This is a genomic window from Rhizobium sp. 18055, from assembly GCF_902706285.1.
In the GTDB taxonomy this organism is placed as follows: domain Bacteria; phylum Pseudomonadota; class Alphaproteobacteria; order Rhizobiales; family Rhizobiaceae; genus Rhizobium.
Genome location: NZ_CACSKD010000003.1, coordinates 428,690 through 455,181 on the forward strand (window position 1 = coordinate 428,690; position 26,492 = coordinate 455,181).

Here is a 26,492-nt window from a genome sequence, read left to right on the forward strand (position 1 = left end):
CGTCGAAAATTCATTCAATTTTCAGTTTTTTTTCCGGCTGTGGCGAATCGGTCAGCGCCAGCACGCCTGCAAAAACAACGAAAGACGATAGCCAGCCGAGGATGACGTCGGACAGGTAGTGCGCTCCGAAGGCAAGCCGCAGCGCCGGGGCGAGCAATGAAATGGTGGCAAGCGGCGCGAAAAGCGGCACGCGCAACGGGCGCGGCACCAGAAACAGAAGGCATAGGAGCCAGCCGGCGCCTGCGGCTTCTCCCGAGACGAACGAACAGTTCGACAGGCACTTGCCGGCCATGGACCCTGCTTGCACAAAGTCGAGCGTCCCGCCGAAATCGATTGTCGTTGATGGCCGTGGCCGACCCCAGTGGCTTTTGAGAATGAAGTTCACCAGCACGATAGGGCCAGCGATGAGTGAGCCGAGCGCGACTTTCAACGCCCTCGCGCGCATTGCGTTGAACGTGGCTCCATAGTGGCTGTAGCAATCCGCCAGTTCCCACAGTAGGAATAGCGCGACCAGATAGGGAAGACGCAGGGACAGCGTCCGAAGCAGTTGCAGATTGAACTCCTGGCGATAGGGAAAGTGCCCGCAAATATTCCGAAGACCAGCGTCGCCGCAGGTTTCGCGAACGAAAAAATGGCCGGAGATGGATTGGTCGATCTCTGGAAGCAGATTGAAAAGCGCAAGGAGTGCCACCCACAGCACCAGAAGGATCTTGAAGGCATCTGCGGCGCGATACCGCCGGCTTTGCCATGGGGCCGGTCCAAAAGCCTTCAGTATGGCGCTCAACGCTCGATCCTCATCACCTCGGTTCCACCAACCAATAGCCGCGGCCGATGACGCTTTATTGACGCAACTTCTGCGGTTCCGGATGCCTGCCGGGTACAAAGACCGGGCACAAAGACTTGTCTTCGGTGGTGAAAACCTGAATGATCGGACGAGAGGATTTACAACAATCCATTGGAGAAGACATGTCAGCCAAGTTCGATATATCGTTTGAAAAATCTGCCGAAATTGCCGGCGGCTACGCCATTTTGCTGCAGACCAAGGGTGCGGATCTCGCGGCAGGCGCCAGCGCCGCCGATCCCTCGGGCGTGGTTGCAAAGGCCTCGAAGATCGCCGGTTTCAGCGCAAAGCTCGCAGGCGCCCTGGACCTGGTCGCGCCTGAAGGCTCCAAAGCGGAGCGTATCTTCGTGATCGGTCTCGGCAAGGCCGAAGATCTCGTTTCGTTTGATTGGCTGAAGGTTGGCGGTGCTGCTGCATCGAAAATCAAGAACACCACAGATGTGACGATATTCCTGGACGCGCCCGGCGCCGATGTCACGGCAACTCAGGCAGCCGACTTCGCGCTCGGGATGCTGCTGCGCGCCTATGGTTTCGACACCTATAAGACAAAGAAATCCGACGATGACAGCAACGGCAAGGATGGCAGCACCGTCAAGGTGCGCATCGTCACGGCAAGTGCTGCCGAGGCTGCGAAGGCCTTCAAGGTCTCGCAGGCTGTGGCCGATGGCGTCAATCTCGCCCGTGATCTCGTCAACGAGCCGGCGAATGTGTTGGGTCCGGTGGAGTTTGCGGCCAAGGCCAAGGAACTCGAGAAGCTCGGCGTCGATGTCGAGATCCTGACCGAAAAAGAGATGCAGACGCTCGGCATGGGCGCGATACTCGGCGTGGCGCAGGGCTCCGTACGTCCGCCACGTCTGGCCATCATGCAGTGGAAGGGCGGCAAGAGTGGCGAAACCCCGATTGCCTTTGTCGGCAAGGGCGTCGTCTTCGATACCGGCGGCATCTCGATCAAGCCGGCCGGTGGCATGGAGGACATGAAGGGCGACATGGGCGGTGCTGCGGCCGTGACCGGCCTGATGCATGTGCTGGCAGCCCGCAAGGCCAAGGCCAACGTCGTCGGCATCATCGGCCTCGTCGAGAACATGCCTGACGGCAATGCGCAGCGCCCCGGCGATATCGTCACCTCGATGTCCGGCCAGACCATCGAAGTCATCAACACCGATGCCGAAGGTCGTCTCGTTCTCTGTGATGCCCTCTGGTATTGCAACGATCGCTTCAAGCCGAAGTTCATGATCGATCTTGCCACGCTGACAGGTGCCATCCTGGTCGCGCTCGGCAATATCCAGGCCGGCCTGTTTTCCAACGACGACCAGCTTTCCGAGCAGCTGACGGCAGCAGGCCTGGAGACCCACGAACGCCTTTGGCGCATGCCGATGGGCAAGGAATACGACAAGATGATCGACAGCAAGTTCGCTGATATGAAGAACACCGGCGGTCGGCATGCCGGTTCGATCACGGCTGCGCATTTCATGAAGCGGTTTGTCGGTGACACGCCCTGGGCGCATCTCGATATCGCCGGCACCGCCATGGGCTCGCCGCTGGATGAGATCAATCAGTCGTGGGGATCGGGTTACGGCGTGCGTCTGCTCGACGAGCTGGTTCGCGCCAACTACGAATCATGACCGAAGTCCTGTTCTATCATCTGACCGAATCGAAGCTTGAAGACGCGCTTCCGCCGTTGCTCGACAAAAGCGTCGAGCGCGGCTGGCGCGTCGCGGTTCAGATGAAGGAAACGGCACACAGGGATGCGCTCGACACGCATCTCTGGACCTTCCGCGAGGACAGCTTCCTGCCGCACGGAACGGATGAGGGGGAATTGGCCGGCAACCAGCCGGTTCTCCTGACCGTCACTGAGGACAATGCAAACGGCGCAACCGTCCGCTTCATCGTCGGTGGCGCCGAGCCTCCGCCGCTCGATCCCTACGAGCGTGTGGTCTTCATGTTCGATGGTTACGACCAGGAACAGCTGGAAGGCGCGCGCGCCCAGTGGAAGAAGCTCAAAGGCGAGGGGCACAGCCTCACCTACTGGCAGCAGACGTCAGAGGGACGTTGGGAAAAGAAGGCCTGAGCGGATCAGCTGAGGCCCGCATCCAGAACGACCCTGTCGATGAAATCGTGTTTTGACTTGGTGTATTCGGCACGGCTGCCGGCATGGGCGTCGGCCAGCCCGACCTTCAGCTCCTCATAGGCGCGGGCCAACTCTGGATTGGCGCGCAGCGCGTCGCGAAACGCCAGCATACGGTTCCAGTTGCTGCTACGATATTCGACCACATGCACGAGGTGGGTGCGGGTATCGCCTTCGATACCGCGCCCGAAGATATGGTCGTCGGGTACGATGTCAGTGCCGGCATAATCGTAGCCGATGCTCTCCATTGCGCCGACGCAAGACAGGCCATCGGCGAAATATTTGATGCCGACCATGATGTCGATGATCGGCTTTGCCTTGATGTTTGGGATCGCCGTGCTGCCGACATGCTGGATGTCGATCGCCATGTCGCCAAGCGCCTCGCGGATGGCCTCCGCCTCCACTTCGTAGGCGTCATGCCACAACGCATTTGGGACGGCGAGCGCAACCGTCAGGTTCTTCAATCCCAGGCCGAACGACTCATCATCTCGCATGCCGAACCTCCGCGATACCAAGTGAATAGGTCACAGTATCACGGGGTTCGGCAATTTCGAATCAATCGTGAAACGCCTCGACGAATTTGCGCTTGCCGAGCATGAACGCATCGGCGACGTGGCGCAGCGGTGCCAGATCGACATCCGACTGGCCCGCTTTGACGATCTCGGCGAAGCGCCGGTAGAGCGAAGGATATTCCTCCTCCGGTGCCGAGAAGGTCAACTCGCCGTTGACCGACAGCTTCGAGCCGCCCTCTGCGAGAACCATCTGCCCGGCAGCGGTTTCCGCAAAGATATCCCAGCTCTGCTTGCCGGTCTGGCGCCAGTCGAACTCGGCGCGTGCCGGCACGTTGTCGGCATTCTTGAAATGGAGGTCGGCGGCAATCGGCGCATCGCGGTTTTCAGGAAACTCCAGCGTCGCGCTGGTCAGGAAGATCGCCTTCGGCAGGATATGCGTGACGATCGACAGGGCATTGATGCCGGGATCGAACACGCCGAGGCCGCCGGCCTGCCAGATCCAGTCCTGATTCGGATGCCATTGGCGCACGTCTTCCTTCCAGACGACGTGGACGCTCTCGATGGTCGTGGATGCGAGGAAGGTTTTCGCAGCCTCGACGGCCGCTGCATAGCGCGAATGCCAGCTGGCAAACAGTGACAAGCCTTTGGAGGCGGCAAGCTTCTCGAGATCGGCGACTTCGCTGAGCGTCGCGCCCGGCGGCTTTTCCAGGAACACGTGCTTGCCCGCGGACAGCGCCTTGTGAGCGGCATCATAGCGGTACTGCGGCGGCATGCAGAGCGACACGGCGTCGATCTCTGGCACGGCGTCGAGCATCTCCTCGATGGCGGTAAAACTCTGGACGCCATCGACGGTGCCGTTACGGCTCGCAGTGGCGATCAGGTTGAAATCCGGGTTCTTGGCGATGGAAGGGAGGTGCTGGTCGCGGACGATCTTGCCGACGCCAACGATGGCGAGGTTGATGGGTGACATGCTGCTGGCTCGCGTTCGGTGTTTCGCTCAATAGTATGATTTATTTTGCGTCTGTTTTACCAGAAAGATGCCGGTGGGCAAGCACCGGCACACCGATTGCGAACCCGGACTACAGCGACGCCATGACGGCAGGCGCAGCAGTAGGCTTCTTGAACTTCAGCGTCACCACCTTGTAGCCCTCGGCCTCCAGCTTGGTGAGAAGGGTTGGCAGCATGGTGACTGTCCGATTGTGGATGTCGTGCATCAGGATGATGCCGTGTCCGCGCTTGTGCAGAAGATCGAGCGTCCGCTTGGTGACGGATGCGGGCGTCGTGTTGAAATAGTCCTTGCTGTCGACATCGACGTCCATCACCACCATCTCACGCATGGCAACGGCTGCGCGCAGCTTGTGGCTATCGGCAAGATAGGGGAAGCGGAAGAAGTTGACATCGACGCCGGTCGCCTTGGTGACGGCCGCTTCGCCGCGCATCACCTCCGCCATCGCCATATCGAAGGTCAGGGCTGCGAGATTGTCATGCTTGTAGGTGTGGCTGCCGATGGCATTGCCATCCATCGCGACCTTCTTGGCCAGTTCCGGGTGGAGTGCAGCCATCTCGCCGACCATCATGAAGGCGCCCTTGACGCCGAACTCGTCGAGCGTCGCCAGCACGCGGTCGGTGCGGCCGGGGATCGGGCCGTCGTCGAAGCTGAGGATGACTTCCTTGTCCTGCAGTCGGATGTCGTGGACGGAAGAAACCGTCAGCGTACGCCCCGCCAGATGGTGCTTGCTGCCGTGAAGGGTGATTGTCTGGTCAGCGGTGTCGCTGCCGGTAACATCCTGCTTGCCCTCAGGCCCGACGATCGACGACGTTTTGATCGTCTTGTCCGGCGCAGGTTGCTTGGTTGTTTGGCAGCCGGCGAGCGCGGCGCAGAGAATAAGGCCGGAATAGAAAGCGAAACGATGCATGAAGAGTGTCTCAACAAATCAGTAATGAATGTTGCGACAACCTTTAGGATTATGGTTAACGATCGGTTTCTTTTGGCCGTGAGCGCACTAACAAATGCTAGTTTGAGTGCGCTTGAATAAAGCCTGTGGCTATCCTGCCATAGCCTCTTCGTACTCGGAGGATAGCTCAAGCCACTGTTCTTCGGCGGCAGTTAGCTTGGCCGCAGCCTCGCCACGCTGCCTTGCCTTCTCCTTGGCCTTGGCCGGCGCCTTCTCGTAGAGCACCGGGTCCGCAAGCTCTGCATCAAGACCCTGAATCAGTTTCTCCAGCTTGCCCGTCAACGATTCGATTTCGTTGATCTTTTTCTTCAGCGGCGCCAGCGAGGCGCGCCGTTCGGCATTGAGCTTGCGCTGGTCCGCCTTGGTGGCGGCATCGTCAGCTAGCTGCGGTTTTTCTTCTTTTTTTTTACCGGAAGAGACAATCAGATCCCGGTATTCATCCATATCGCCCTCGAAGGCCGACACCGTGCCATTGTTGACCAGCCACAGCCGGTCGACCGTCGCCTCGATCAGATAGCGGTCATGCGAGATCAGGATGACGGCGCCTTCGTAGTCGTTCAGCGCCTCGATGAGCGCGCGACGGCTGTCGATGTCGAGGTGGTTGGTCGGCTCGTCGAGAATGAGCAGGTTCGGTGCGTGGAAGGCGGCAAGCCCCATCAGCAGGCGAGCCTTCTCGCCGCCCGACAGATCCTTGGCAGCGGTTGCCATCTTCTCGGTTGCGAGGCCCATCTGCGCCACGCGCGAGCGAACCTTGGCTTCCGGCGCATCCGGCATCAGCCGGCGCACATGCTCCACCGGCGACTGATCTGGGATCAGGTCGTCGAGCTGATGCTGGGCGAAGAAACCGATCTTCAGGCTCGGCGCCAGCTTCACTTCGCCGCTGTCGGCCGCGAGGCGACCGGAGATGAATTTCGCGAAGGTCGATTTGCCGTTGCCGTTCGAGCCGAGCAGCGCGATGCGGTCGTCATTGTCGATGCGAAGGTTGAGACCCTTCAAGATCGGATTGCCGGGTTCATAGCCGACGGCACCGCTATTGATCGCAACGATCGGGGAGGCGGGCTGCTTGTCGGGCTCTGGGAAGGTGATCGGCTGCACGTGATCCTCGATGACCGATGCCACCGTACCCATGCGCTCCAGCGCCTTGACGCGGCTCTGCGCCTGGCGGGCCTTGGAAGCCTTGGCCTTGAAGCGGTCGATGAAGCCCTGCAGATGCTTGCGGGCCGCATCGTTCTTGGCCTTCGCCTTGGTCTGCAACTCGTCGGCTTCCGCCTTCTGCCGCTCGAACTGGTCGTAACCACCGCGATAGAAGGTCAGCTTCTTCTGGTCGAGATGGACGATCGAGTTGACGGCATTGTTGAGCAGGTCGCGGTCATGGCTGATGATCAGGACGGTGTGCGGGTAGCGCCTGATGTAGTCCTCGAGCCACAGCGTGCCTTCGAGATCGAGATAGTTGGTCGGCTCGTCGAGCAGCAGCAGATCCGGCTCGGTGAACAGCACCGAGGCCAGCGCCACGCGCATCCGCCAGCCACCGGAGAACGACGAGGCCGGCCGCGCCTGGGCTTCCTGGTTGAAGCCGAGGCCGGACAGAATGCTGGCCGCGCGCGATTCTGCAGAGTGTGCGTCGATATCGACAAGGCGCATCTGGATTTCGGCAATGCGGTGCGCATCGGTGGCGGTATCGGCTTCCGCCATCAGTGCCGCGCGCTCCTTGTCGGCTGCGAGAACAATCTCGATCAGCGAATCCTCGGTGCCCGGCGCCTCCTGGGCAACCTGGCCCATGCGCGCATTCTTCGGCAGCGAGATCGAGCCGGTCTCGGCTCCGAGATCGCCGGTGATGATGCGGAACAGGGTGGACTTGCCGGCGCCGTTACGGCCGACAAGGCCAGCCTTCGTGCCCGAAGGCAGCGAAACGCTGGCGTGGTCCAGAAGCAGGCGGCCTGCAATACGGGCGGAAATATCGCTAATCGTGATCATGCCCGGCGTTTTGGCCGAAACCCGCGATCAGCGCAAGTGCCTGTCTGTCAGCGTCCGAAGGCTTGTACCGGCAGACGGCGGTTCGATTGGGCGGCATGCAGCGCAATTCGGGCATTGGCCTGAAGCTGCGACGCTGTTACCGCATCTGCACTCAGCGCCACACCGAGCGAGACGGTCAGCTTGGCATTGGGCGCGTTGTCCGACGTCGCGAACACCACGCTCTCCTCGACGGAATTGCGCAGGCGCTCGGCGATCGCCATCGCCTCCTGCATGCCGACATTGGCAAACAGGAAGGTGAACTCGTCGCCATCGGTGCGGGCCACGAAGTCGTGCTTCTTGATCGACTTGCGGAACAGGTCGGCAAGCTTCTTGAGAAGACGGCTGCCGGTCTGCGTGCCGTAGCGGCTGTTCAGTGCCTTGAAATCGTCGATATCGACCATGATCAGCGCACTGCCGGCAGACCCTTCCTCCCGTTCGTAGAGGTCCAGGATAGTCTTGTTGAGCGCCATCCGGTTGGGAAGGCCGGTCAGCCGGTCCGTCGAAGAGGCGGACTGCGCGGCGGCCACGCCACGCTCCAGCGCTTCCATCCGCTCGACGTCATGGCGCAGCTTCTGTTCAAGGTCGGTCTCGCCGGCAAGCAGGCTGTCCAGCGAAGTGGAAAGATACTCCATCTCGCTCATGAACGAGGAGAGGCTCTGCTCGGGATTGCCGGAAATGGATTTGAGTGCGGTCTCGGCCGCGCGCATGAAACTCTGTTTCTGCCGCAGGCTTTCCGCCAGGCGCTCGACCGCATCGCGCAGCATCTTGCTCATCTCGGCCTGCGAGGTCTCGCCGACCAGCCCGCAATGGCTGACAAGGCGGTATTTCAGGCCGATCTCGTCGAGTGAAGGTTGTCTCGGCGCAGCCCCAAGCGCTGCGATATCCTGTGCAAGAGCGGCGTTCTGGCCGATGATCGCCTCATGGAACAGCTCGTAGTTACGGGGCAGGCCGGCAACATTGAGCCTCGACATATGCTGGCTGATCCGCTGGATGTCAGTAACGGCGGCTGGACGCTGCGTTTCGCGCTGCGCCTGTGGACTCGATGCTGCATTCGCCATGATCAATCCCTCGCTCGTCGGCCCTGTCCGGCCTTGTTCTCCATTCGCTATGCGCTCTACTATTTAAGATGATCTGAATTTGCAGCTTTTCCGGGTAAACTAGACTTCAGAATTTGAGCAATGCGGTTAATGCGATCTTGCCGTTACTGGGCGAGCCATCTGCTGCCGTCGCTGTGCAGGAAGTAGCTGATATCCATGCCGAGGCTGGTTTTCCCAAGCGAGGTCAATGTCATGTGACATTGGCCGCGATGATGCGTCTGGTGGTTGAAAAGATGCGACAGCGCCGGCCACAGCGGTTGGGTGACGGCACCCGGCCGGGAGACCGGCGTATAGGTGAAGGTCCGGGCCAGCGCGCCGTCGTCGAGTGTATCGACCCAGTCGATGATCCTCCGGTCCTCGAGATCGCGGGCTGCGCGAAGCTCTGCAAGGTCGTCGTAGAGAATGCTGTCGAGCGTCGTCGGCGCGCTGCCCTCACCGGTAAAACGCTTCATCCAGATACGATCGGCCGACAGGATATGGTTGAGCGTCGCATGCATCGAGCCGAAGAACGCCCCGCGGTTTTCCCGGTATTCCGTGTCGGTCAGATCTGCGGCAGCGGCATAGACCAGCGCATTGGCCCATCGGTTATAGTCCGCAAACATCCGGTACTGCTTCAGCATTTCTGTCCCCATGCTCCTGATTTGCCGCCACCCTATCCCGCTTCGACCGCAATAGGGATGATGTTGCCATGAAAATTCGCGATGGGCCGCTGCGGGTGACCCACTCTATGACGGCAGCGTGAAATTACCGGTGCCCCCTTGTTTTCAGGCTATCGGACGGGTAAACACCGCCCACTTTTCCCCGATAACTGAGGATTATTACAATGGCGATTGAACGCACCTTCTCGATGATCAAGCCGGATGCAACGAAGCGCAACCTGACGGGCGCCATCACCAAGATGCTCGAAGATGCCGGCCTCCGCGTCGTCGCTTCCAAGCGCGTCTGGATGAGCACACGCGAAGCTGAAGGCTTCTACGCCGTTCACAAGGAACGCCCTTTCTTCGGCGAACTGGTTGAAGGCATGACCTCGGGCCCGACCATCGTTCAGGTTCTGGAAGGCGAAGGCGCCATCCTGAAGAACCGCGAAATCATGGGCGCAACCAACCCTGCAAACGCTGACGAAGGCACGATCCGCAAGGTTCACGCTCTGTCGATCGGCGAGAACTCGGTTCACGGTTCGGACGCTCCTGAGACCGCTGCCGAAGAAATCGCCTACTGGTTCTCGGCCACCGAAATCGTTGGCTGATTCAAGAGTTCAGCCAATCCGCTGAACGCATTGAATGGACTCTAGAAAAGCCGGGGCATTGCTCCGGCTTTTTTCATGTCGCGGGGCAGGTGGGGTCGGAACCGTAGTCCACTGTTCCATCGGCTTTGAACACCTCGGGGTTTTTCGTGTAGAGCGGCCCGACCACCAGCGGCTTGGCTGGCATCAGCGACTGGTCCGTGTCTGACGTCACCGTCGTCGTCAGGCTCTGCAGCACTTTTCCCGAGGCGTCGATCAGCCGGATGGTGACGGCGTAGGGCCGGTTCTCCCTGACGCAATGCACCGGCAGGCTCTGCAGCGTGATCTTGTCCCAGGCAGGTAAGATCGTCTCGTTGACCACCAGTGGATCACCGCCAGCCGGGTTCTCGAACTCGGCAATCGCCACCGCTCCATCCGGCATCGGCCCCTTCTTGTTCAGCGTCACCAGATAGGTGGCCACCGCGACGCGGTAGTTGAAAACGAAGATATGGCCGCTGACTTCGACCAGCGTATCGCTCTCCCGCTGGCATCCCGCCAGCAGCGTCGCTGCCGCAAGGACAGCGATCCCAAGCACCCTCATGCCGGGTCCTCCTGTTTCCGGCGTCGGTAGTGCCGGTTCGCCTTGGCGCGGTTGCCGCAGACCGCCATGTCGCACCATGCCCGGCTCCTGTTCTTGCTGCGGTCGAGAAACAGCCAGCCGCAATTGCCGCAGATCTTCATCCGCTCCGGCTCGGGCATGGCGATCAGCGCCAGCGCCGAATGCGCCGTCGCACGATCGACGCCCGCAGGCTCCGACGCTCCGCGCAAAACAAGCGCGACCGCCTCCAGCAAGGCGGCAAGCAGAGCGTCATCGCTGCCTGACAGAACCCGGCTGCGAAAATACCGATCCGTCGCCTCGCGCAAGGCAAGGAAGGCGCCCTTGCTCACAGCAATCACCGGCACGACTTCGCCGAAGATCGCCCGCTCGGCACAGAATTCTGCCGCCGCCTGCGGAAACGCCTGCAACTGCGCATCGATGTCGAAGCGATCGACCCGGCGTGCCTCATCATGCCTGAGCACGACGCTGTTGGCGACGTCGAGCGCAAGTGCGCCACCGGAGAAGCGATGTGCGGTCCATAAAAAGCTCATGGTGAAAATATAACTGGTAAAATGCATTTTGCCAGTTATTAATTGACAGCGAGGAGCTCCCGATGGCCTATCTGCTGCAGCAACTGGCAAATGCGGTCCCGCTGGCAGCACTCTACGCCGCGCTCGCCTTCGGCTATGCCCTTGCCTTCGGCGTCACCAAGCGGGCCGATATCACCTATGGCGCCATCTTCGCCTTCGCCGGCCAGATGCTGCTGCTGTTCACGGATTTCGGATACAACAGGCTCTGGCTGATTTTCCCGGCAGCACTCGCCCTCGGCGCTACGGTCTCCGTGCTCTATTCGATGGGGGCAGGGATATGGATCGGCCGGTCGATCATGCTGCCGCTGGTGCGCCAATCATCGAACACCGTCATCGTTGCCGCCCTCGGCATCACCATCGTGCTGATGGAGACGGCCCGGCTGGCATCCAGCACCCGCAGTCTCTGGCTGCCGCCATTCCTCAACGGCCGCGTCGTCTTCTGGCGGAGCGGCGATTTCGAGGTGGTGCTGACGGCGATCCAGTTGATCAACACGGGATTGATGTGCGCTTTCATCGCTGCCGGCGCTTTCGTGCTGAAGCAAACATCCTGGGGCCGCATCTGGCGCGCCGTCACCGACGATCCGCTGGCAGCCGAACTCTGTGGCACCAGCGCCGACCGTGTGTTTCTGATGGCCTATGCCGCCGCCGTACTGATGGCGACGCTGTGCGGCATTCTTTCCACCGCCTATTACGGCACGATGGATTTCGGCGCCGGCATGCTGTTCGGGCTGAAGGTGGCAGCCGTCGGCGGCTATTCGGATCCGCTGAAATCGGCCGGCGGTGCTGCCGGTCTCGGCGTGGGAGAAACCCTATGGACGGCCTATGGACCGTTCCTCTGGCGCGATCTCGTAGTCTTCTCGCTGCTGATCCTGCTCTTGGTGCTCAGCCGGCGGGAGCGGGCGATACCCTGATCATTTCCATTTGTCCCGCGCGGTGTTATCGGCATCCTTGGCCGCGACCCATTGCCGGGCCGAACCATCCTTGCCATGTTCCTTTTTCCAGAACGGCGCCGATGTCTTGAGGAAATCCATGACGAAATTGGCGCCGTCGAATGCGGCTTGCCGATGCGGGGCTGCGGCAATGACCAGCACGATGTTCTCCCCCGCAGCGATCCTGCCATAGCGATGAATGGCCGTCAGGCCGGCAAGCTTGAACCGTTCGATCGCAAGGTCAGCGATCCGTTTCATCTCCGTCTCGGCCATGCCCGGATAATGCTCGAGCTCCAGCGCATCGAGCGTCCCGCCTTCGTCACGGCAGAGGCCGGAAAAGGTAACGATCGCGCCGATGCCGGGCTTTCCGCCTCTCAGCAGATCGATTTCGCGCTGCAGGTCGAAATCCTCGCTCTGCACACGGATGGTGGGGACCGGGACGGTCATCCCCCCGTCATCGGCGGAAAAATGCCGATCTCGCGGGCGTCTCCGATCGGCTCGTCATGCTCGACATGCTCCTGATCGAGCGCCACGCGGATCACGTCCGGAAACTGAAGCGCCGTCTCATACTCTTCGCCCAACGTCTTCAAATGACTCAGAAGATCGGAAACGGTGACCACGGATGAGGGCAGGGTGATATCCTCCTCACCCTTGCCGATCCGCTCACGTACCCAGGCGAAATAGATGAGTTTGGTCATTCGTCGTTTTCCACGATGTGCTTGATGCCGGCGCGGAAATAGTCGTAGCCGGTGTAGATTGTCAGGATCGCGGCGATCCAGAGCAGACCGATGCCGGTCATCGTCGTGTAGGGAAATACCTCGTCGCCGGCAGGTCCGGCCAGCAGGAACGCGATGGCGACCAACTGAACCGTGGTCTTCCACTTGGCGATCCGCGTCACCGGCACGCTGACCTTCAGCGCCGCCAGATATTCGCGCAGGCCCGACACCAGGATCTCGCGGCAAAGAATGGTGATTGCCGCCCAGATCGACCAGCCGGCAATCGTCTGATCCGCAGCAACGAGCAGCAGAATCGAGGCGACCAGCAGCTTGTCGGCGATCGGGTCGAGCATCCGGCCGATATTGGACGTCTGATTCCAGATGCGAGCGAGATAGCCGTCGAGAAAATCGGTGAGCGACGCGATGACGAAGATCCACAATGCCACCCAGCGGGCGGTGTTGCTGATTGCCAGCTTCCCCTCGAGGAAGAAGCACAAAACGATCAGCGGCACGGCCAGGATACGGCCGTAGGTCAGCAGATTGGGGATGTTGTATGCGCGCGATGCCATGAATTGCTTCTCTAAATTGGTGCGTCGGTAGATGACGGCTTTGACTGCAAACCGTCAACATTCTTTCTGTTTTTTCGCTGCCTTTGCGTGGAATTTGCGACCGACGCCGCCTATTTCGCGGCGTCGTCGTGAAAATGATTGTAAACCTGCTTGGCAACCGTTTCCGAAATGCCCTCGACAGCCATCAGATCGGAAAACGCCGCCCGCGACACCGCCTTGGCCGTGCCGAAGTGCTGCAGCAACGCACGTTTGCGTGAAGGGCCGATGCCGCCGATCTCGTCGAGGGGGTTTTTCACCATCTCCTTCTTGCGCCGTGCCCGGTGCGAGCCGATGGCGAAGCGGTGTGCCTCGTCGCGCATGCGCTGGGTGAAATAAAGCACCGGATCGCGCGGCGGCAGCGTGAAGCTCTCGCCCTTCGGCAAAAAGAACCGCTCACGGCCGGCGTCGCGGTCGACACCCTTGGCAACGCCGATGGCGATGACACTGTCGGTGATGCCGAGTTCTTCGAGAATCCCGCGCACCGCCGTCATCTGTCCCTGACCGCCGTCGATCAGGATCACGTCGGGCCAGGCAGGGAAGGGCATGTCGGCCGCATCCGCCGGCGCGGCCGGCTGGCTTCTATCCGGGATGCCTTCTTCCTTGATCAGCCGTGAGAACCGCCGCGTCATTACTTCGCGCATCATCCCGAAGTCGTCGCCGGGGGTGATGTCGGTCGATTTGATGTTGAACTTGCGATACTGGCTCTTCACGAAACCTTCCGGCCCCGCCACCACCATGCCGCCGACGGCATTGGTGCCCATGATATGCGAGTTGTCGTAGATCTCGACGCGCTGCGGCACGTAGGAGAGCTTGAACGTATCCTTGAAACCTTCGAGCAGCCGCGACTGCGAAGCCGTCTCCGCAAGCTTGCGCCCATGCGCCTCGCGGGCGTTCCCGATCACGTGTTCCACCAGATCGCGCTTCTCGCCGCGCTGCGGCACCACGACCGATATCTTGTGCCCGGCCTTTTCGGCAAGTGCTGCTGCCAGCAACTCCATCTCATCGACGGTTTCCGACAGCAGGATCTGCTTCGGCACGGGCTTGTCGTCGTAGAACTGTGCCAGGAAGGCGCTCAGCACTTCGGCGCCGGTCAGTTGCGGGTCGGCTTTGGGGAAATAGGCGCGGTTGCCCCAGTTCTGCCCGGTGCGGAAGAAGAACACCTGGATGCAGGATATGCCGCCCTCGTGATAGATCGCAAACACGTCGGCTTCATCGACGCCTGCAGGATTGATGCCCTGGTGGCTGGAAACATGCGACAGCGAGGCGAGGCGGTCGCGATAGACGGCGGCCTGCTCGAAATCCAGATCCTCGGCCGCCTGGTTCATCGCCTCGGCCATATGCGCCTTCACCTTCTGGCTCTTGCCGGAAAGGAAGTCCTTGGCCTCCTGCACCAGTTCGCCGTAGCCCGCATCGCTGATTTCATGCGTGCAGGGCGCCGAACAGCGCTTGATCTGGTAGAGCAGACAGGGGCGGGTGCGCGTCTCGAACACGCTGTCCGCGCAGGTCCGAATCAGGAACGCACGCTGCAGCGAGTTGATCGTGCGGCCAACGGCACCGGCTGACGCGAAGGGTCCGAAATAATCGCCCTTGCGGGCCCGCGCGCCGCGATGCTTCAGAATGGCAGGCGCCCGGTGGTCGCCGCCGATCAGGATGTAGGGAAACGACTTGTCGTCGCGCAAAAGCACGTTAAAGCGCGGCCGCAACCGCTTGATCAGATTCGCTTCCAGCAGCAGCGCTTCGATCTCGGTGCGTGTGGTCACGAACTCCATATGCGCGGTCTGGCGAACCATCTGCGCAATACGATTGGAGTGGACGCGGCCCACCGCATAATTGCTGACGCGCTTCTTCAGGCTGCGCGCCTTGCCGACGTAAAGCACATCGCCGGCCTCGTTGAACATGCGGTAGACGCCGGGGCTGTTGGGCAGCTGCTTGACGAATTCGGCGATCAGGTCGGCGCCAACGAGACCCGTCTTGTTGATCCCGCCCTCGTTCCAGTCGATCGCAGCCGAAATGGGCGCGGCGGAGAGGTCGCTCTCCACTTCGATATCGTCTTCGGTCTCGTCGGTTTCGTCGTAAAGAACGCCGCCATCCGGCAGCTTCCTTGAATTCATTCTGTAATCTCCGCCACATCGGGCGTCTGCCAGGCAAGATGCTGGCCGCCGTCGAGGGCAATCATTTGGCCGGTGATCGAGGGCGTATCATAGAGGAAGCGGATCGTCTGTCCGAACTCGCCGAATCCCGGCCCCGCCTTCATGATAAGGCCGTCGACCTGCGCCTGGAAGTCCTCTTCGCTCTGTCGTGCGCTGCGAACCGTCGGGCCGGGGCCAAGAGCGTTGACGCGGATGCGCGGCGCAAAGCTCTGCGCCATCGTCTGCGTTGCGGTCCAGAGCGCTGCCTTGGAGAGCGTATAGGAATAAAAGCCGGGATTGAGGGCCCAGACCCGCTGGTCGATGACGTTGACGATCAGCCCGGCCTGATCATCGGGGAGCTGCGCGGAAAAAGCAGCCGAGAGAATCGTTGGCGCCCGCAGATGCAGCGCGAAATGCTCGTCCCAGGCGGCGGCATCGAACTGATGCGCCGAATCATTATGGAAGGCCGACGCGTTGTTGACGAGCAGATCGAGGGGTCCGAGGGCCTCGCAGGCCCTGTTCACGAGATCGTTAGCGGCTTGTGATTGTTTTAAATCGGCTTGCAGGCAAACGGCCCGAACCCCCCTTTGCCGCAATTCCGCCACGAAATCCTCGGCCTCGCCGATCGAGCGGTTGGCATGGACGGCGACGGCAAAGCCGCTTGCGGCAAGATCTTCGACTATTGCCCTGCCTATTCGTTTCGCTGCACCCGTGACCAACGCCGTCCGAAGTCTTGTATCGCTCAAAATCATGCCTCTTTGTCGCGCAAATCTATGCGCTGCTTATATAGGCGTGTGTTGTGATCTTATAAATAGGCGTCGTGATTGCGAACGCTACTTGGATTGCGTATGTATTATTGAAGAGAATAATTAGATAAAATAAGTATTCATGGATTAACCATTCGTTATGGTTAACAAATATCCTGTTGCGCCAAAGCAACATCGAATTTCAGCCACCCGGGCGCCACAATCAAATCACATTTTGGCTCTTCCAAATCCGCATTTGCACATCAATTTCACCCTCGATCCGCAAGGGACATGAGTAATTGCTCGCGAATGCTTCGCTGTAAAACAGTCGACGAAGGGCGCGGGATTGATAAGGAGACGAGTATGCGTACGTTTATTGCTAGCCTGTTGATTTCGACCGTTGCCCTCGGTGGCTTCTCCGCTGCTTACGCGGCCGACGCCGTCGATCAGGTGCCGGAAGCACCGATCGCCCAGAACGACCCGGCACCAACGGGCAACTGGCAGGGCTTCTACCTCGGCGGCGCTGGCACATACAACATGGGCGGCTTCGCCGACACGTACAATGCACGTGCATTCGGCGGCCAGCTCTACAGCGGTTACAACTGGCAGATGGGCCAGATCGTATACGGCGTCGAAGGCGACATCGGTTATTCCGGCGCTGACGGCGCTGTCGATGGCGGCACTGCCAAGAACCAGGTCAACGGCTCGCTGCGTGGCCGTATCGGTTACGACCTGAACCCCTTCCTGCTCTATGGTACGGCCGGTCTGGCTGCAACCAAGAACAAGTTCAGCAACGCTGCCGGCTCTGACAGCGACAGTGCGCTTGGCTACACGGTCGGTGCTGGTGCAGAAGCGATGGTCACGAACAACATCACCGCTCGCATCGAATACCGTTACACCGACTATCAGAAGAACGACTTCAATGTCGGTGGCGCGAACATCTCCCGCGGCTATGACGAACACAGCGTCAAGGTCGGTATCGGCATGAAGTTCTGATCCAGCCGATCATGAAATGAGAAAAGCCGGGCCTCAGCGCCCGGCTTTTTTTGTTGCGCGTTCGACAGGATCAGGCGGCGTTGGTGTCTTTGGGAAAGTCCGTCGAGACGGCCAGTTCGCGCCACGCTGCCAGTTCCGCGGCAACACTTGCATTCTTCTTCTCGATCGCCGCGACGGTGTCCGTGCCGAACGGCATGCGCAGCGGCGGATTGTCCGAATGGACAAGCGTGATCATCGCCTTGGCGAAACGGGCAGGGTCGCCGGGCTGCTGGTGGTTGAATCCCGCTGCCAGTTCCCGCATCTCCCCGGCAGGTGTTTCATTGTAGTCGGCAATCGAGCTCGGGCTGACCGAAAGCGAACTCTCGTCCAGGAAGTCGGTGCGGAAGAAGCCCGGCTCGACAACCGTTGCCTTGATGCCGAGAGGCGCCACTTCGGCGGCAAGCGCTTCCGTCAGGCCCTCGACCGCAAATTTGGTCGAGCAGTAGACGCCCCAGCCGGCATGCGAGACATATCCGCCGATAGACGAGATATTGACCACATGACCCGAGCGCTGGCGGCGCATATGCGGCAACACCGCACGGGTAACCTTCAGCAGACCAAAGACGTTGGTGGCATAGAGCTTTTCGATCTCGTCCGTCGTGGCTTCCTCGACGGAGCCGAGCAGGCCGAAGCCGGCATTGTTGAGCAGGACGTCGATCCGGCCGAACCGCTTGACCGCCTGTTCGGCAGCCTTGTGGGCCGATGCTTCATCCGTGACATCAAGTGCGACGGCCAACAGATTCGAATGATTCCCGAATTTCTCCTCCAGCCCCTTCGGGTTGCGGGCCGTGGCCACGACCGCGTCGCCGGCATTGAGGGCTTGCTGGGTGATGAGGGCACCGAAGCCTCGCGATGCACCAGTGATGAACCAAACACGCATGACGTTTTCCTTTCGCGCTGTGATTTACTGACACAGCCAAGGTAGCGTATGCATATAGGTGAGAGAATTTACCTTCTGCTCCATGAGGTGATGAGGAATATTCATCAATGCGACGTGTACGGTCCACCGATCTGGCAATCTTCCTTGGCATCGCCAACCACCGCAGCTTCCGCAAGGCGGCCGTGGAACTGGGCGTTACCGCCTCGGCGCTGAGCCACGCGCTTCGGGCCATCGAGGAAAGGTTGGAAGTGCGGCTGGTGAACCGGACCACCCGCGGCGTGGCGCTGACGGAAGCCGGCGAGCGGCTGTTCGATCGCATCCGCCCGGCCTTTTTGGATATTGACGCGGCGCTCGATGATCTCGACACCTTTCGCGGCCAGCCCTACGGCAAGCTGCGCATCAACGCCGCCCGTGCCGCCACGAGGCTGGTGCTGCTGCCGATCGTCTCGCGTTTCCTCAGGGCCTATCCCTCGGTGGAGGTCGAGATCGTCATCAACGACGCGCTCGTCGATATGGTTTCCTCAGGCTTCGATGCCGGCATACGCTTCGGCGAGAGCATCGCCGCCGACATGATCGCGGTGCCGATCGGCCCGCGCCACCGCTTCGCCGTCGTCGGCGCACCCGGCTATTTCGAAAACAAAGCCAAGCCTCTGACGCCGCACGATCTGAAGGATCACGCCTGCGTTCGTTACCGCTTTGCCGGCGGCGCGCTCTATCGTTGGGAATTCGAACGGGGAGGGATCGAGCTTGAGATCGAAGTGCAGGGGCCGCTGACGCTTGGCGACCAGGACATCATCTCCGATGCGGTGCTGCAGGGAGACGGGCTCGGCTATCTCTTCGAAGATCAGGTGCGCAGCGCAATCGAGGACGGCAGGCTAGTGCGGGTGCTTGAGGATTGGTGCCCGTTCTATCCGGGCTTCTTTCTCTACTATCCAAGCCGCCGGCAATTGCCGACGGCGCTGCGTGCCTTCATCGATTTCGTCAAGGCCGACAGGGAGCGACCTCAGCCCTGAGGCTTCAGCTCGGCATAGGCGGAAAACTTCTTTTCGAACTCGCGCAGCCAGCCGATCAGCTCGGAATGCTCGGCCTCCCACTGGTCCTTGAAGCGCAGGTCAAGATAGCCGAGCGTCGCTGCCAGCGCGAAATGGCCGCCATGCAGCTTCTTGCCGATCTTCGGCACGTGAACGCTCAGATGGCTGAGACCGCTGACGGCCTTCTTCCACTGCCGGTCGATCCATGGCTGGTGAATCTTCTCCTCGTCGCGGAAGCGGCGCTCATAGACGATCGCCAGCAGGCAATCGCAAATGCCGTCGCATAGCGCCTCGAGAATCTCGGCTTCGGTCCGCTTGGCATTCTTTGCAGGATAGAGCTGCTTGCCCTTGATCCGGTCGAAATAATGCATGATCGCCAGGCTGTCGTAGACCGAAACACCGTCGTCGGTCAGCAGCGTCGGGATTTTGCCGAGCGGATTGTTATCGACGAGGATCGCCGGGCCGGCATTGGTATCGACGCGGATCTCGGTCGCATCGAGCGCCAGATAGCGCGCCGCCATGCGCACCTTGCTGGAGTAGGGGGAGCTTGGTGCGCAAAGGATCTTCATTGTCGTTCTCTCTGGAATGCTTGAAATGTGCGCGGACTATTTCGCGCGCGACAGGCGCGGTCAATCCTGCTTGACGGTCTTGGTCTCGCCGCGCAGCCAGAAGGCCCTGTGCGAGGCATAGCGATCCTGCGCCATGTGATCCTTCAGCGCCGGCAGCAGCGCATGCAACTCGTCCTTCAGGGTAAACGGCGGATTGACGATGACAAGGCCGGAGCCCGTCAGGCCCGTCATGCCGCGATCGCTGCGAACGGTCAGTTCGGCGCACAGCATCTTCGGAATGTCGAGCGCCTGCAGGGCCTCGTGGAATTCCTTCAGCGGCGCATTCTTCTTGATCGGATACCACAGGCAATAGGTGCCGCCGGGAAAGCGACGATAGGCTCGCGCCAATCCATCGACCAGCCGGTCATACTCGCCGTCTTCCTCGAAGGGCGGATCGACAAGCACGATGCCGCGCTTTTCCTTCGGCGGCAGATGCGCACCGAGCGACAGCCAGCCGTCGAGCTCGGTGATGCGCGCATGATGGTCGCCTTCGAACAGGCGGTGCAGCTTCAGATAATCTTCCGGATGCAACTCCATTGCCGACAGCCGGTCCTGCGTGCGGAACAGCATGCGCGACAGCTTCGGCGAGCCGGGATAAAAGCGCAGCCCACCATCCGGGTTCAGTTCGCGCACCGCTGCAAGATAGGGCTCCAGCAGTTCTGCCACCTGTGGCGCCAGTTCGGCTGCCAGCAATTTGCCGATGCCATCTTGCCATTCGCCGGTCTTCTGCGCCTCTTCGGAGGAAAGATCGTAGAGGCCGACGCCGGCATGCGTGTCGAGAACGCGGAAGCCCGCATCCTTCTTCTGCATGTAGACGACAAGGCGCGCCAGAACGGCGTGCTTCAGCACATCGGCAAAATTGCCCGCATGGTAGATGTGGCGATAGTTCATTTTCGCTGATGCCTGACATGAATTCGCGTAAAGGGCGTCATTTCCGGCTTTTGGCCGGTTCCCGGTTGGAATATAGAAATACCATGAACATTGCGACCCCCATCGAAGCCAAATCCCCGAAGCCATCAATCCGGACCGGCCACACGGCCTGTCCGCACGACTGTCCCTCCACCTGCGCGCTGGAGATCGAGCTGACCGAGGACGGTCGGATCGGCCGCGTGCGCGGGGCCAACGATCACAGCTACACCTCAGGCGTCATCTGCGCCAAGGTCGCCCGCTACGCCGAGCGCCTCTACAGCCCGGACCGGCTGATGCACCCGCTGCGCCGTGCTGGGCCGAAGGGGGCGGGGCAGTGGCAGCAGATATCCTGGGACGCCGCGCTCGATGAGATTGCCGAGGCTTTCGTCAAGGCCGAAACGAAGGACGGCAGCGAGGCGATCTGGCCTTATTTTTACGCCGGTACGATGGGCTGGGTCCAGCGCGACAGCATCGACCGCCTGCGCCATGCCAAGCGCTATTCCGGCTTCTTCTCGTCGATCTGTACCAACCCGGCCTGGACCGGCTTCACCATGGCAACAGGCGCGCTGAGAGGACCGGATCCGCGCGAGATGGCCCGCACCGATTGCGTTGTCATCTGGGGCACCAATGCGGTGGTGACGCAGGTCAACGTCATGACCCATGCCATCAAGTCGCGCAAGGAACGCGGCGCCAAGATCGTCGTCATCGATATCTACGACAATCCGACGATGAAACAGGCCGACATGGCGCTGATCGTCAAGCCCGGCACCGATGCAGCGCTCGCCTGCGCCGTCATGCACATCGCCTTCCGCGACGGATATGCCGACCGCGCCTACATGGCGAAATACGCCGACGACCCCGCCGGCCTTGAGGCACATCTGAAGACGAAGACGCCGCAATGGGCAGCCGATATCACCGGCCTCTCGGTCGATGAAATCGAAGCCTTCGCAGCGCTTGTCGGCACCACCAGGAAAACCTTCTTCCGCCTCGGCTACGGCTTCACCCGCCAGCGCAACGGCGCCATCGCCATGCATGCGGCGGCATCGATCGCCACGGTCCTCGGCTCGTGGCAATACGAGGGCGGCGGTGCCTTTCATTCCAACAGCGATATCTTCCGCATGAACAGCGCGGAACTGACCGGCAAGTCGATGAAGGATGCGGATGTCCGCATGATCGACCAGTCGCAGATCGGCCGCGCTTTGACGGGCGACGCCGTGGCGCTGCGCCATCGCGGTCCGGTCACCGCCATGCTGATCCAGAACACCAACCCGGTAAACATCGCGCCCGAGCAACGGCTGGTGAAGCGCGGCTTTGCCCGCGACGATCTTTTCGTCGCCGTCCATGAGCAGTTCATGACCGACACCGCGGAGATGGCCGATATCGTCATTCCTGCCACCATGTTCGTCGAGCATGACGACATCTACCGTGCCGGTGGCCAGAACCACATCCTGCTTGGCCCCAAGCTGGTCGAGCCGCCCGAGACCGTGCGCACCAATCTCTTCGTCATCGAGGAACTGGCCAAGCGCCTCGGCGTCGCCGACCGCCCGGGCTTCGGCTTCACCGCGCGCGAGATGATCGACCGGGTTCTGAGTTCCAGCGAACTGCCTGGCTACGACCATTTCCTCGAACACAAGTGGTTCGACCGCCAGCCGGATTTCGAAGAAGCGCATTTCATCAACGGCTTCGCCCACCCGGACGGCCGCTTCCGCTTCCGCCCCGACTGGACCAACCAGCCCGCCCCGAACCGCCCGCCTGAGGCTGTCGGCTTGCTCGGCCCGCATGTGGAACTGCCGGCGTTTCCCGATCAGGTCGACGTCATCGAGTTGGCCGACGCTGAACACCCGTTCCGCCTCGCCACATCGCCGGCCCGCAACTTCCTGAACTCGAGCTTCACCGAGACCAAGACCTCGCGCCAGAAGGAAGGCCGCCCTGAACTGATGATCAATCTCACCGACGCCGACGCCCAGGGTATCGCCCACGGCGACCTCGTTCAGGTCGGCAACAGCAGAGGCGAGGTTCGCCTGCATGCCAAGATCACGACCGAAGTGAAACCCGGCGTGTTGATTGCCGAAGGCCTATGGCCGAACAAGGCGCATGTGGACGGCGAAGGTATCAATGTTCTGACCGGCGCCGACCCGGTCGCGCCCTATGGTGGCGCCGCCGTCCATGACAACAAGGTTTGGCTACGCAGGGATGCCGCATGACGAAATTCGAAAAGGCAAAAGCCGAGATCGTCCGCAATCAGACGCTCTCGCAGGGATGGACGCGGCTGAGCAACTACACGGTCGATTACACCGATTCCGAAGGCGAGACCCATCGCGTCTATCGGGAGGTCTACCAGCGCACCCCGGCCGCAACGATCCTGCTCTATGACCCAAAGCGTGGCAACGTCGTTCTCGTTCGGCAATTCCGCCTGCCGCTGCAGTTGCACGGCGAGCCCGCTTGGATCCTCGAGGCACCGGCCGGACTGCTCGACGGTGACGACCCCGAACCTGCGATCCGTCGCGAAGCCATGGAAGAAACCGGCTTCCGCGTCCGCGACGTCCGCTTCCTTTTCAAGGCCTACAGCTCGCCCGGCTCCAGCACCGAAGTCATCCATTTCTTCGCAGCCACCGTCGATACAAACGATCGCGTTTCGCAAGGCGGTGGCCTGGCCGAGGAGCATGAGGATATCGAGGTCGTGGAAATCCCGCTCGACGCGGCAATGGCAATGATCGAAAGCGGCGAGATCATCGATTTGAAGACCATCATTCTGCTGCAGTGGGCCGTGCTCAACAGAAGTACCTTGGATCAGCCATAGGGCTTTCATCGGCTTGTCATGAATCGGGGCTAAGCGCTCCGGCTTGTCATAATTGATCACCCGCAAGGAGAAAGCCGATGTGGCTCAGCAATTTCACGATCGTTCTGCCAGATGAGGTCGTGAACAACGGCTCTGTTCGCATCGAGGATGGCGTCATCGCCGAGATCCGGCCGGAGCCCGTGACGGGTGCCGCGATTGACGGCGAGGGCCGTCTGCTGATGCCCGGCTTCGTCGATCTGCATGGCGACATGATCGAGCGCGAGATCGCGCCGCGCCCGAACGCGATGATGCCGATCGATTTCGGCATTCACGAACTCGACAAGAAGCTCGCCGCCCACGGTGTCACTACGGCTTACGCGGCCGTCTCGTTTGCCACCGAGAGCGTCTACGGCCACGTCCGTTCGCTGGAGACCACCTGCGCCGTCATCGAAGGTGTCAACCGCCTCAAGGACAGCCTGCTGATCGATCACCGCGTCCACGCCCGCTACGAGATCACCAATATCGGTGCCGCACCGGCGCTGGAAAAGCTGATCGAGGCCGGCCAGGTCGATATGGTGTCGCTGACCGACCACACGCCGGGGCAGGGCCAGTACAACAACATCCAGAGCTATATCCTCAGCATCGCCGAGCGCCGTGCCATCTCCGAGGAAACCGCTGCCGAAATGGTCGCCAAGCGCATCGCCATGCGCGACAATCCCGAGATCGAAGCCAGGCTCCGGCATATCGTCGATCTGTCGCTGCGCCACAAGCTGTCGCTGGCTTCCCATGACGACGACAGTGCCGAGAAGGTCGCCGAGATGCATGCGATGGGCGTCACCATCAGCGAATTCCCGGTGACGCTGCCGGCGGCCGAGGAAGCCCGCCGTCGCGGTCTCTGGACGCTGATGGGTGCCCCGAACGCACTGCGCGGCCAGTCGATGTCCGGCAATCTGAGCGCCCTCGATGCCGCCCGCGCCGGTCTTTTGTCGGTGATCGCCGCCGACTATCACCCGGCCGCCTTCGTCCCCGGCGTCTTCAAGATCGCCGAACACACCAGCCTGCCGACGGCCGTTGCCATGGCGACCAAGAATGCCGCGCGCTCTGCCGGCCTTCTCGATCGCGGCGAGATCGCCATCGGCCAGCGCGCCGATCTGGTGGTGGTGGAAGCCGGAGACGTGCACCGCATCCGCGCCACCTTCCGCGGCGGCCGCTTCGTCTATAGCGACGGCACACTGCACCAGCCACGCTCGCTCGCAGCCTGAGCTACAGCCTAAAAGAGTTTGGGCCCGCTTGCCGGGCCCAAATCGCAAAGTCAAAAATTGTGTTCTGAATGACTGGCCATCGATCAGGCCAAGAACGTCAGGCTTTGTCGCCGATCAGCGAAATCACCTGAGCGCCTGCGGCCGACGTCGTGGCCGCGCCAATGTTGACGGCCTTGCCGCCTTCCATCGCCACCTTGCCCTCGGCGAACAGCCGAAGTGCCTGCGGATAGATCTGGTGCTCGACGCTCAGAACGCGCGATGCCAGTGTATCGGCTGTATCGCCGGAGAGAACAGGCACGGCCGCCTGGCCGATCACCGGACCTTCATCCATGCCCTCGGTGACGAAATGCACGGTGCAGCCGGCGATCCGCATGCCGGCGTCGATGGCACGCTGATGCGTGTGCAGGCCGGGAAACAATGGCAGCAGCGAGGGGTGGATGTTGATCATCTTTCCCTCGTAGCGCTGAATGAACGTGCCGCTGAGCAGCCGCATATAGCCGGCAAGGCAGAGAATATCCGGAGAAAGCGCGTCGAGTGCCGCAAAGATCGCCTCTTCGTGGGCTTCTTTGCTGGCATAGTCCTTGCGGGCGAAGGCATAGGTCGCGATGCCCTCGGCTGCCGCCTTGGCAAGCCCGCCGGCATCCGGTCTGTCGGAGATGACGCCGACGATCTCGGCCGGGTAGTCGCTGGCTTTCGCCGCGGTCACCAGCGCCATCATGTTGGAACCGCCGCCCGAGATGAAGACGACGGCGCGTTTGCGCGGCGTCGTCATATGGCGAGCGTGCCCTTGTAGAGCGTACCGCCGGCACCTTCGGCGCGGGCGATCATCCGCCCGAGCTGCACGACCTTCTCGCCTTCGGCTTCGAGGGCAGCAGTCACAGTCGCGACATTCTCGGCCGAGACGACGGCGATCATGCCAATGCCGCAGTTGAAGGTGCGCAGCATTTCATTGGCTTCGACGCCGCCCGTCTTGGCAAGCCAGGAGAAGACAGCCGGAACGTTGACGGCGCTGAGATCGATCTCGGCGGCCAGGTGCTTCGGCAGAACGCGCGGAATATTCTCGGGGAAACCACCGCCGGTGATGTGCGCCAGCGCCTTGATCGACTTGGTCTCGCGGATCGCCTTCAGCAACTGCTTCACATAGATGCGTGTCGGGGTCAGCAGCGCTTCACCGAGCGTCTTGCCGTCGGCGAACGGCGCCGGCGCATCCCAGGCAAGGCCCGAGATACCGACGATCTTGCGCACCAGCGAGAAGCCGTTGGAGTGAACGCCTGACGAGGCAAGGCCGAGGATGACGTCGCCTTCGGCAATGTCGCCCGACGGCAGCAGCTGGCCGCGCTCGGCCGCACCAACGGCGAAGCCGGCAAGGTCGTAGTCGCCGGAGGAATACATGCCCGGCATCTCGGCGGTCTCGCCGCCGATCAGCGCGCAGCCTGCATCACGGCAGCCGGCAGCAATGCCTTCGACGATCTTGGCGCCCTGGTCGGGGTCGAGCTTGCCGGTGGCGAAATAGTCGAGGAAGAACAGCGGCTCGGCGCCCTGAACCACCAGATCGTTGACGCACATCGCAACGAGGTCGATGCCGACAGTGTCATGATAATCCGCGTCGATGGCGATCTTCAGCTTGGTGCCAACGCCGTCATTGGCGGCCACCAGGACCGGATCGACGAAGCCCGCGGCCTTGAGATCGAAAAGACCGCCGAAGCCGCCGATTTCGCCATCCGCACCGGGGCGGCGTGTCGAGCGCACGGCTGGCTTGATCTTCTCCACCAGGAGATTGCCTGCATCGATGTCGACGCCTGCGTCGCTATAGGTGAGGCCGTTTTTTCCGGACTGGCTCATGCTGCTCTCCGATGGCTGTCTTCGGGCGGGAAATCTCCCCGCGTCATATGCGGGTCGCAATTGCA

28 protein-coding genes are annotated in these 26,492 nt (G+C 61.2%); 9 read left to right on the plus strand and 19 right to left on the minus strand.

Annotation, left to right across the window (positions count from 1 at the left end; genetic code table 11):
* Positions 1-10 precede the first annotated feature (10 nt).
* Positions 11-655 (minus strand): phosphatase PAP2 family protein, encoded by a 645-nt coding sequence (locus GVL52_RS08335; protein ID WP_306440354.1) that lies wholly within the window; start codon positions 653-655, stop codon positions 11-13.
* A gap of 311 nt (positions 656-966) precedes the next feature.
* Here GVL52_RS08335 and GVL52_RS08340 point away from each other — a divergent pair, with 311 nt between their 5' ends.
* Both GVL52_RS08340 and GVL52_RS08345 read left to right on the plus strand, forming a co-directional pair.
* Positions 967-2,463 (plus strand): leucyl aminopeptidase, encoded by a 1,497-nt coding sequence (locus GVL52_RS08340; protein ID WP_160005715.1) that lies wholly within the window; start codon positions 967-969, stop codon positions 2,461-2,463.
* Entirely contained in the window at positions 2,460-2,909 is a 450-nt protein-coding gene (locus GVL52_RS08345) for a DNA polymerase III subunit chi (RefSeq protein ID WP_160005716.1), read from the plus strand. The genes GVL52_RS08340 and GVL52_RS08345 overlap by 4 nt, the downstream gene beginning before the upstream one ends.
* A 5-nt stretch (positions 2,910-2,914) precedes the next feature.
* On the opposite strand, the gene GVL52_RS08350 is transcribed toward GVL52_RS08345, so the two are convergent.
* The 6 genes from GVL52_RS08350 to GVL52_RS08375 all read right to left on the minus strand — a co-directional run bounded on the left by GVL52_RS08350 (position 2,915) and on the right by GVL52_RS08375 (position 9,163).
* A complete protein-coding gene (locus GVL52_RS08350; RefSeq protein ID WP_160005717.1) occupies positions 2,915-3,460 on the minus strand; it encodes a GrpB family protein in 546 nt (181 codons plus the stop codon).
* Positions 3,461-3,521: 61 nt separating this feature from the next.
* Positions 3,522-4,448 (minus strand): Gfo/Idh/MocA family protein, encoded by a 927-nt coding sequence (locus GVL52_RS08355; RefSeq protein ID WP_160005718.1) that lies wholly within the window; start codon positions 4,446-4,448, stop codon positions 3,522-3,524.
* A gap of 109 nt (positions 4,449-4,557) precedes the next feature.
* The gene (locus GVL52_RS08360; RefSeq protein ID WP_160005719.1) at positions 4,558-5,394 is read right to left on the minus strand and encodes a polysaccharide deacetylase family protein; all 837 of its coding nucleotides are present in this window, start codon (positions 5,392-5,394) and stop codon (positions 4,558-4,560) included.
* Between the two features lie 129 nt (positions 5,395-5,523).
* Positions 5,524-7,407 carry an ABC-F family ATP-binding cassette domain-containing protein gene (locus tag GVL52_RS08365; protein WP_160005720.1) on the minus strand — a complete coding sequence of 628 codons (1,884 nt, stop codon included), beginning with the start codon at positions 7,405-7,407 and terminating at the stop codon, positions 5,524-5,526.
* Positions 7,408-7,454: 47 nt separating this feature from the next.
* Positions 7,455-8,504: a diguanylate cyclase gene (locus tag GVL52_RS08370; RefSeq protein ID WP_200847784.1), complete on the minus strand. Its 1,050-nt coding sequence runs from the start codon at positions 8,502-8,504 to the stop codon at positions 7,455-7,457.
* 143 nt (positions 8,505-8,647) lie between these two features.
* The gene (locus GVL52_RS08375; protein ID WP_160005722.1) at positions 8,648-9,163 is read right to left on the minus strand and encodes a DinB family protein; all 516 of its coding nucleotides are present in this window, start codon (positions 9,161-9,163) and stop codon (positions 8,648-8,650) included.
* A gap of 203 nt (positions 9,164-9,366) precedes the next feature.
* Between GVL52_RS08375 and ndk the strand changes: the two genes are divergently transcribed.
* Positions 9,367-9,789 carry a nucleoside-diphosphate kinase gene (ndk, locus tag GVL52_RS08380; RefSeq protein ID WP_160005724.1) on the plus strand — a complete coding sequence of 141 codons (423 nt, stop codon included), beginning with the start codon at positions 9,367-9,369 and terminating at the stop codon, positions 9,787-9,789.
* A gap of 73 nt (positions 9,790-9,862) precedes the next feature.
* Here ndk and GVL52_RS08385 read toward each other — a convergent pair whose 3' ends face one another.
* Together GVL52_RS08385 and GVL52_RS08390 are read right to left on the minus strand one after the other, a co-directional pair.
* Positions 9,863-10,366 carry a hypothetical protein gene (locus GVL52_RS08385; protein ID WP_160005726.1) on the minus strand — a complete coding sequence of 168 codons (504 nt, stop codon included), beginning with the start codon at positions 10,364-10,366 and terminating at the stop codon, positions 9,863-9,865.
* Entirely contained in the window at positions 10,363-10,914 is a 552-nt protein-coding gene (locus GVL52_RS08390) for a CGNR zinc finger domain-containing protein (RefSeq protein ID WP_160005728.1), read from the minus strand. The genes GVL52_RS08385 and GVL52_RS08390 overlap by 4 nt, the downstream gene beginning before the upstream one ends.
* Before the next feature lie 62 nt (positions 10,915-10,976).
* On the opposite strand from GVL52_RS08390, the gene GVL52_RS08395 reads away from it, so the two are divergent.
* Positions 10,977-11,864, plus strand: a complete 888-nt coding sequence (locus GVL52_RS08395; protein ID WP_160005730.1) for a branched-chain amino acid ABC transporter permease — start codon at positions 10,977-10,979, stop codon at positions 11,862-11,864.
* Here the strand turns inward: GVL52_RS08395 and GVL52_RS08400 are convergent, their stop codons facing one another.
* From GVL52_RS08400 to GVL52_RS08420, 5 genes are all read right to left on the minus strand, one after another.
* The gene (locus tag GVL52_RS08400) at positions 11,865-12,329 is read right to left on the minus strand and encodes a molybdenum cofactor biosynthesis protein MoaE (RefSeq protein WP_160005732.1); all 465 of its coding nucleotides are present in this window, start codon (positions 12,327-12,329) and stop codon (positions 11,865-11,867) included.
* A complete protein-coding gene (gene moaD / locus GVL52_RS08405) occupies positions 12,326-12,580 on the minus strand; it encodes a molybdopterin converting factor subunit 1 (protein WP_160005734.1) in 255 nt (84 codons plus the stop codon). The genes GVL52_RS08400 and moaD overlap by 4 nt, the downstream gene beginning before the upstream one ends.
* Positions 12,577-13,167, minus strand: coding sequence for a CDP-diacylglycerol--glycerol-3-phosphate 3-phosphatidyltransferase (gene pgsA / locus GVL52_RS08410; protein ID WP_160005736.1), 591 nt, complete (start codon positions 13,165-13,167; stop codon positions 12,577-12,579). The genes moaD and pgsA overlap by 4 nt, the downstream gene beginning before the upstream one ends.
* A gap of 110 nt (positions 13,168-13,277) precedes the next feature.
* The gene (gene uvrC, locus GVL52_RS08415; protein WP_160005738.1) at positions 13,278-15,317 is read right to left on the minus strand and encodes an excinuclease ABC subunit UvrC; all 2,040 of its coding nucleotides are present in this window, start codon (positions 15,315-15,317) and stop codon (positions 13,278-13,280) included.
* Entirely contained in the window at positions 15,314-16,081 is a 768-nt protein-coding gene (locus GVL52_RS08420) for an SDR family oxidoreductase (protein ID WP_160005740.1), read from the minus strand. The genes uvrC and GVL52_RS08420 overlap by 4 nt, the downstream gene beginning before the upstream one ends.
* A 363-nt stretch (positions 16,082-16,444) precedes the next feature.
* On the opposite strand from GVL52_RS08420, the gene GVL52_RS08425 reads away from it, so the two are divergent.
* A complete protein-coding gene (locus GVL52_RS08425) occupies positions 16,445-17,077 on the plus strand; it encodes an outer membrane protein (RefSeq protein WP_160005742.1) in 633 nt (210 codons plus the stop codon).
* A 70-nt stretch (positions 17,078-17,147) separates the two neighbouring features.
* On the opposite strand, the gene GVL52_RS08430 is transcribed toward GVL52_RS08425, so the two are convergent.
* Complete coding sequence (locus GVL52_RS08430) at positions 17,148-17,996, minus strand: oxidoreductase (protein WP_160005744.1); 849 nt, start codon at positions 17,994-17,996, stop codon at positions 17,148-17,150.
* 107 nt (positions 17,997-18,103) lie between these two features.
* Here GVL52_RS08430 and GVL52_RS08435 point away from each other — a divergent pair, with 107 nt between their 5' ends.
* Positions 18,104-19,009, plus strand: a complete 906-nt coding sequence (locus tag GVL52_RS08435; protein WP_160005746.1) for a LysR family transcriptional regulator — start codon at positions 18,104-18,106, stop codon at positions 19,007-19,009.
* Here GVL52_RS08435 and GVL52_RS08440 read toward each other — a convergent pair.
* Together GVL52_RS08440 and GVL52_RS08445 are read right to left on the minus strand one after the other, a co-directional pair.
* Positions 19,000-19,596, minus strand: a complete 597-nt coding sequence (locus GVL52_RS08440; RefSeq protein WP_160005748.1) for a glutathione S-transferase family protein — start codon at positions 19,594-19,596, stop codon at positions 19,000-19,002. The genes GVL52_RS08435 and GVL52_RS08440 overlap by 10 nt on opposite strands.
* A gap of 60 nt (positions 19,597-19,656) precedes the next feature.
* A complete protein-coding gene (locus GVL52_RS08445; RefSeq protein ID WP_160005750.1) occupies positions 19,657-20,526 on the minus strand; it encodes a 23S rRNA (adenine(2030)-N(6))-methyltransferase RlmJ in 870 nt (289 codons plus the stop codon).
* A 17-nt stretch (positions 20,527-20,543) separates the two neighbouring features.
* On the opposite strand from GVL52_RS08445, the gene GVL52_RS08450 reads away from it, so the two are divergent.
* The 3 genes from GVL52_RS08450 (at position 20,544) to GVL52_RS08460 (ending at position 24,585) form a co-directional block, all read left to right on the plus strand.
* Complete coding sequence (locus GVL52_RS08450; RefSeq protein WP_200847785.1) at positions 20,544-22,748, plus strand: molybdopterin-dependent oxidoreductase; 2,205 nt, start codon at positions 20,544-20,546, stop codon at positions 22,746-22,748.
* Positions 22,745-23,344, plus strand: coding sequence for an NUDIX domain-containing protein (locus GVL52_RS08455; RefSeq protein ID WP_160005754.1), 600 nt, complete (start codon positions 22,745-22,747; stop codon positions 23,342-23,344). The genes GVL52_RS08450 and GVL52_RS08455 overlap by 4 nt, the downstream gene beginning before the upstream one ends.
* A 77-nt stretch (positions 23,345-23,421) precedes the next feature.
* Complete coding sequence (locus GVL52_RS08460) at positions 23,422-24,585, plus strand: alpha-D-ribose 1-methylphosphonate 5-triphosphate diphosphatase (RefSeq protein WP_160005756.1); 1,164 nt, start codon at positions 23,422-23,424, stop codon at positions 24,583-24,585.
* Positions 24,586-24,682: 97 nt separating this feature from the next.
* On the opposite strand, the gene purN is transcribed toward GVL52_RS08460, so the two are convergent.
* Together purN and purM are read right to left on the minus strand one after the other, a co-directional pair.
* Entirely contained in the window at positions 24,683-25,357 is a 675-nt protein-coding gene (gene purN, locus GVL52_RS08465) for a phosphoribosylglycinamide formyltransferase (protein WP_160005758.1), read from the minus strand.
* The gene (gene purM / locus GVL52_RS08470; RefSeq protein WP_160005760.1) at positions 25,354-26,427 is read right to left on the minus strand and encodes a phosphoribosylformylglycinamidine cyclo-ligase; all 1,074 of its coding nucleotides are present in this window, start codon (positions 26,425-26,427) and stop codon (positions 25,354-25,356) included. Before purM ends, purN begins: the two co-directional genes overlap by 4 nt.
* Positions 26,428-26,492 lie beyond the last annotated feature (65 nt).

Excerpts from the sequence above, each read along its gene's own strand:
- GVL52_RS08340 (WP_160005715.1), top strand. The coding sequence starts at position 967 with ATGTCAGCCAAGTTCGATATATCGTTTGAAAAATCTGCCGAAATTGCC.
- GVL52_RS08345 (WP_160005716.1), top strand. The coding sequence starts at position 2,460 with ATGACCGAAGTCCTGTTCTATCATCTGACCGAATCGAAGCTTGAAGAC.
- GVL52_RS08350 (WP_160005717.1), bottom strand. The coding sequence starts at position 3,460 with ATGCGAGATGATGAGTCGTTCGGCCTGGGATTGAAGAACCTGACGGTT.
- GVL52_RS08355 (WP_160005718.1), bottom strand. The coding sequence starts at position 4,448 with ATGTCACCCATCAACCTCGCCATCGTTGGCGTCGGCAAGATCGTCCGC.
- GVL52_RS08360 (WP_160005719.1), bottom strand. The coding sequence starts at position 5,394 with ATGCATCGTTTCGCTTTCTATTCCGGCCTTATTCTCTGCGCCGCGCTC.
- GVL52_RS08365 (WP_160005720.1), bottom strand. The coding sequence starts at position 7,407 with ATGATCACGATTAGCGATATTTCCGCCCGTATTGCAGGCCGCCTGCTT.
- GVL52_RS08370 (WP_200847784.1), bottom strand. The coding sequence starts at position 8,504 with ATGGCGAATGCAGCATCGAGTCCACAGGCGCAGCGCGAAACGCAGCGT.
- GVL52_RS08375 (WP_160005722.1), bottom strand. The coding sequence starts at position 9,163 with ATGCTGAAGCAGTACCGGATGTTTGCGGACTATAACCGATGGGCCAAT.
- ndk (WP_160005724.1), top strand. The coding sequence starts at position 9,367 with ATGGCGATTGAACGCACCTTCTCGATGATCAAGCCGGATGCAACGAAG.
- GVL52_RS08385 (WP_160005726.1), bottom strand. The coding sequence starts at position 10,366 with ATGAGGGTGCTTGGGATCGCTGTCCTTGCGGCAGCGACGCTGCTGGCG.
- GVL52_RS08390 (WP_160005728.1), bottom strand. The coding sequence starts at position 10,914 with ATGAGCTTTTTATGGACCGCACATCGCTTCTCCGGTGGCGCACTTGCG.
- GVL52_RS08395 (WP_160005730.1), top strand. The coding sequence starts at position 10,977 with ATGGCCTATCTGCTGCAGCAACTGGCAAATGCGGTCCCGCTGGCAGCA.
- GVL52_RS08400 (WP_160005732.1), bottom strand. The coding sequence starts at position 12,329 with ATGACCGTCCCGGTCCCCACCATCCGTGTGCAGAGCGAGGATTTCGAC.
- moaD (WP_160005734.1), bottom strand. The coding sequence starts at position 12,580 with ATGACCAAACTCATCTATTTCGCCTGGGTACGTGAGCGGATCGGCAAG.
- pgsA (WP_160005736.1), bottom strand. The coding sequence starts at position 13,167 with ATGGCATCGCGCGCATACAACATCCCCAATCTGCTGACCTACGGCCGT.
- uvrC (WP_160005738.1), bottom strand. The coding sequence starts at position 15,317 with ATGAATTCAAGGAAGCTGCCGGATGGCGGCGTTCTTTACGACGAAACC.
- GVL52_RS08425 (WP_160005742.1), top strand. The coding sequence starts at position 16,445 with ATGCGTACGTTTATTGCTAGCCTGTTGATTTCGACCGTTGCCCTCGGT.
- GVL52_RS08430 (WP_160005744.1), bottom strand. The coding sequence starts at position 17,996 with ATGCGTGTTTGGTTCATCACTGGTGCATCGCGAGGCTTCGGTGCCCTC.
- GVL52_RS08435 (WP_160005746.1), top strand. The coding sequence starts at position 18,104 with ATGCGACGTGTACGGTCCACCGATCTGGCAATCTTCCTTGGCATCGCC.
- GVL52_RS08440 (WP_160005748.1), bottom strand. The coding sequence starts at position 19,596 with ATGAAGATCCTTTGCGCACCAAGCTCCCCCTACTCCAGCAAGGTGCGC.
- GVL52_RS08445 (WP_160005750.1), bottom strand. The coding sequence starts at position 20,526 with ATGAACTATCGCCACATCTACCATGCGGGCAATTTTGCCGATGTGCTG.
- GVL52_RS08450 (WP_200847785.1), top strand. The coding sequence starts at position 20,544 with ATGAATTCGCGTAAAGGGCGTCATTTCCGGCTTTTGGCCGGTTCCCGG.
- GVL52_RS08455 (WP_160005754.1), top strand. The coding sequence starts at position 22,745 with ATGACGAAATTCGAAAAGGCAAAAGCCGAGATCGTCCGCAATCAGACG.
- GVL52_RS08460 (WP_160005756.1), top strand. The coding sequence starts at position 23,422 with ATGTGGCTCAGCAATTTCACGATCGTTCTGCCAGATGAGGTCGTGAAC.
- purN (WP_160005758.1), bottom strand. The coding sequence starts at position 25,357 with ATGACGACGCCGCGCAAACGCGCCGTCGTCTTCATCTCGGGCGGCGGT.
- purM (WP_160005760.1), bottom strand. The coding sequence starts at position 26,427 with ATGAGCCAGTCCGGAAAAAACGGCCTCACCTATAGCGACGCAGGCGTC.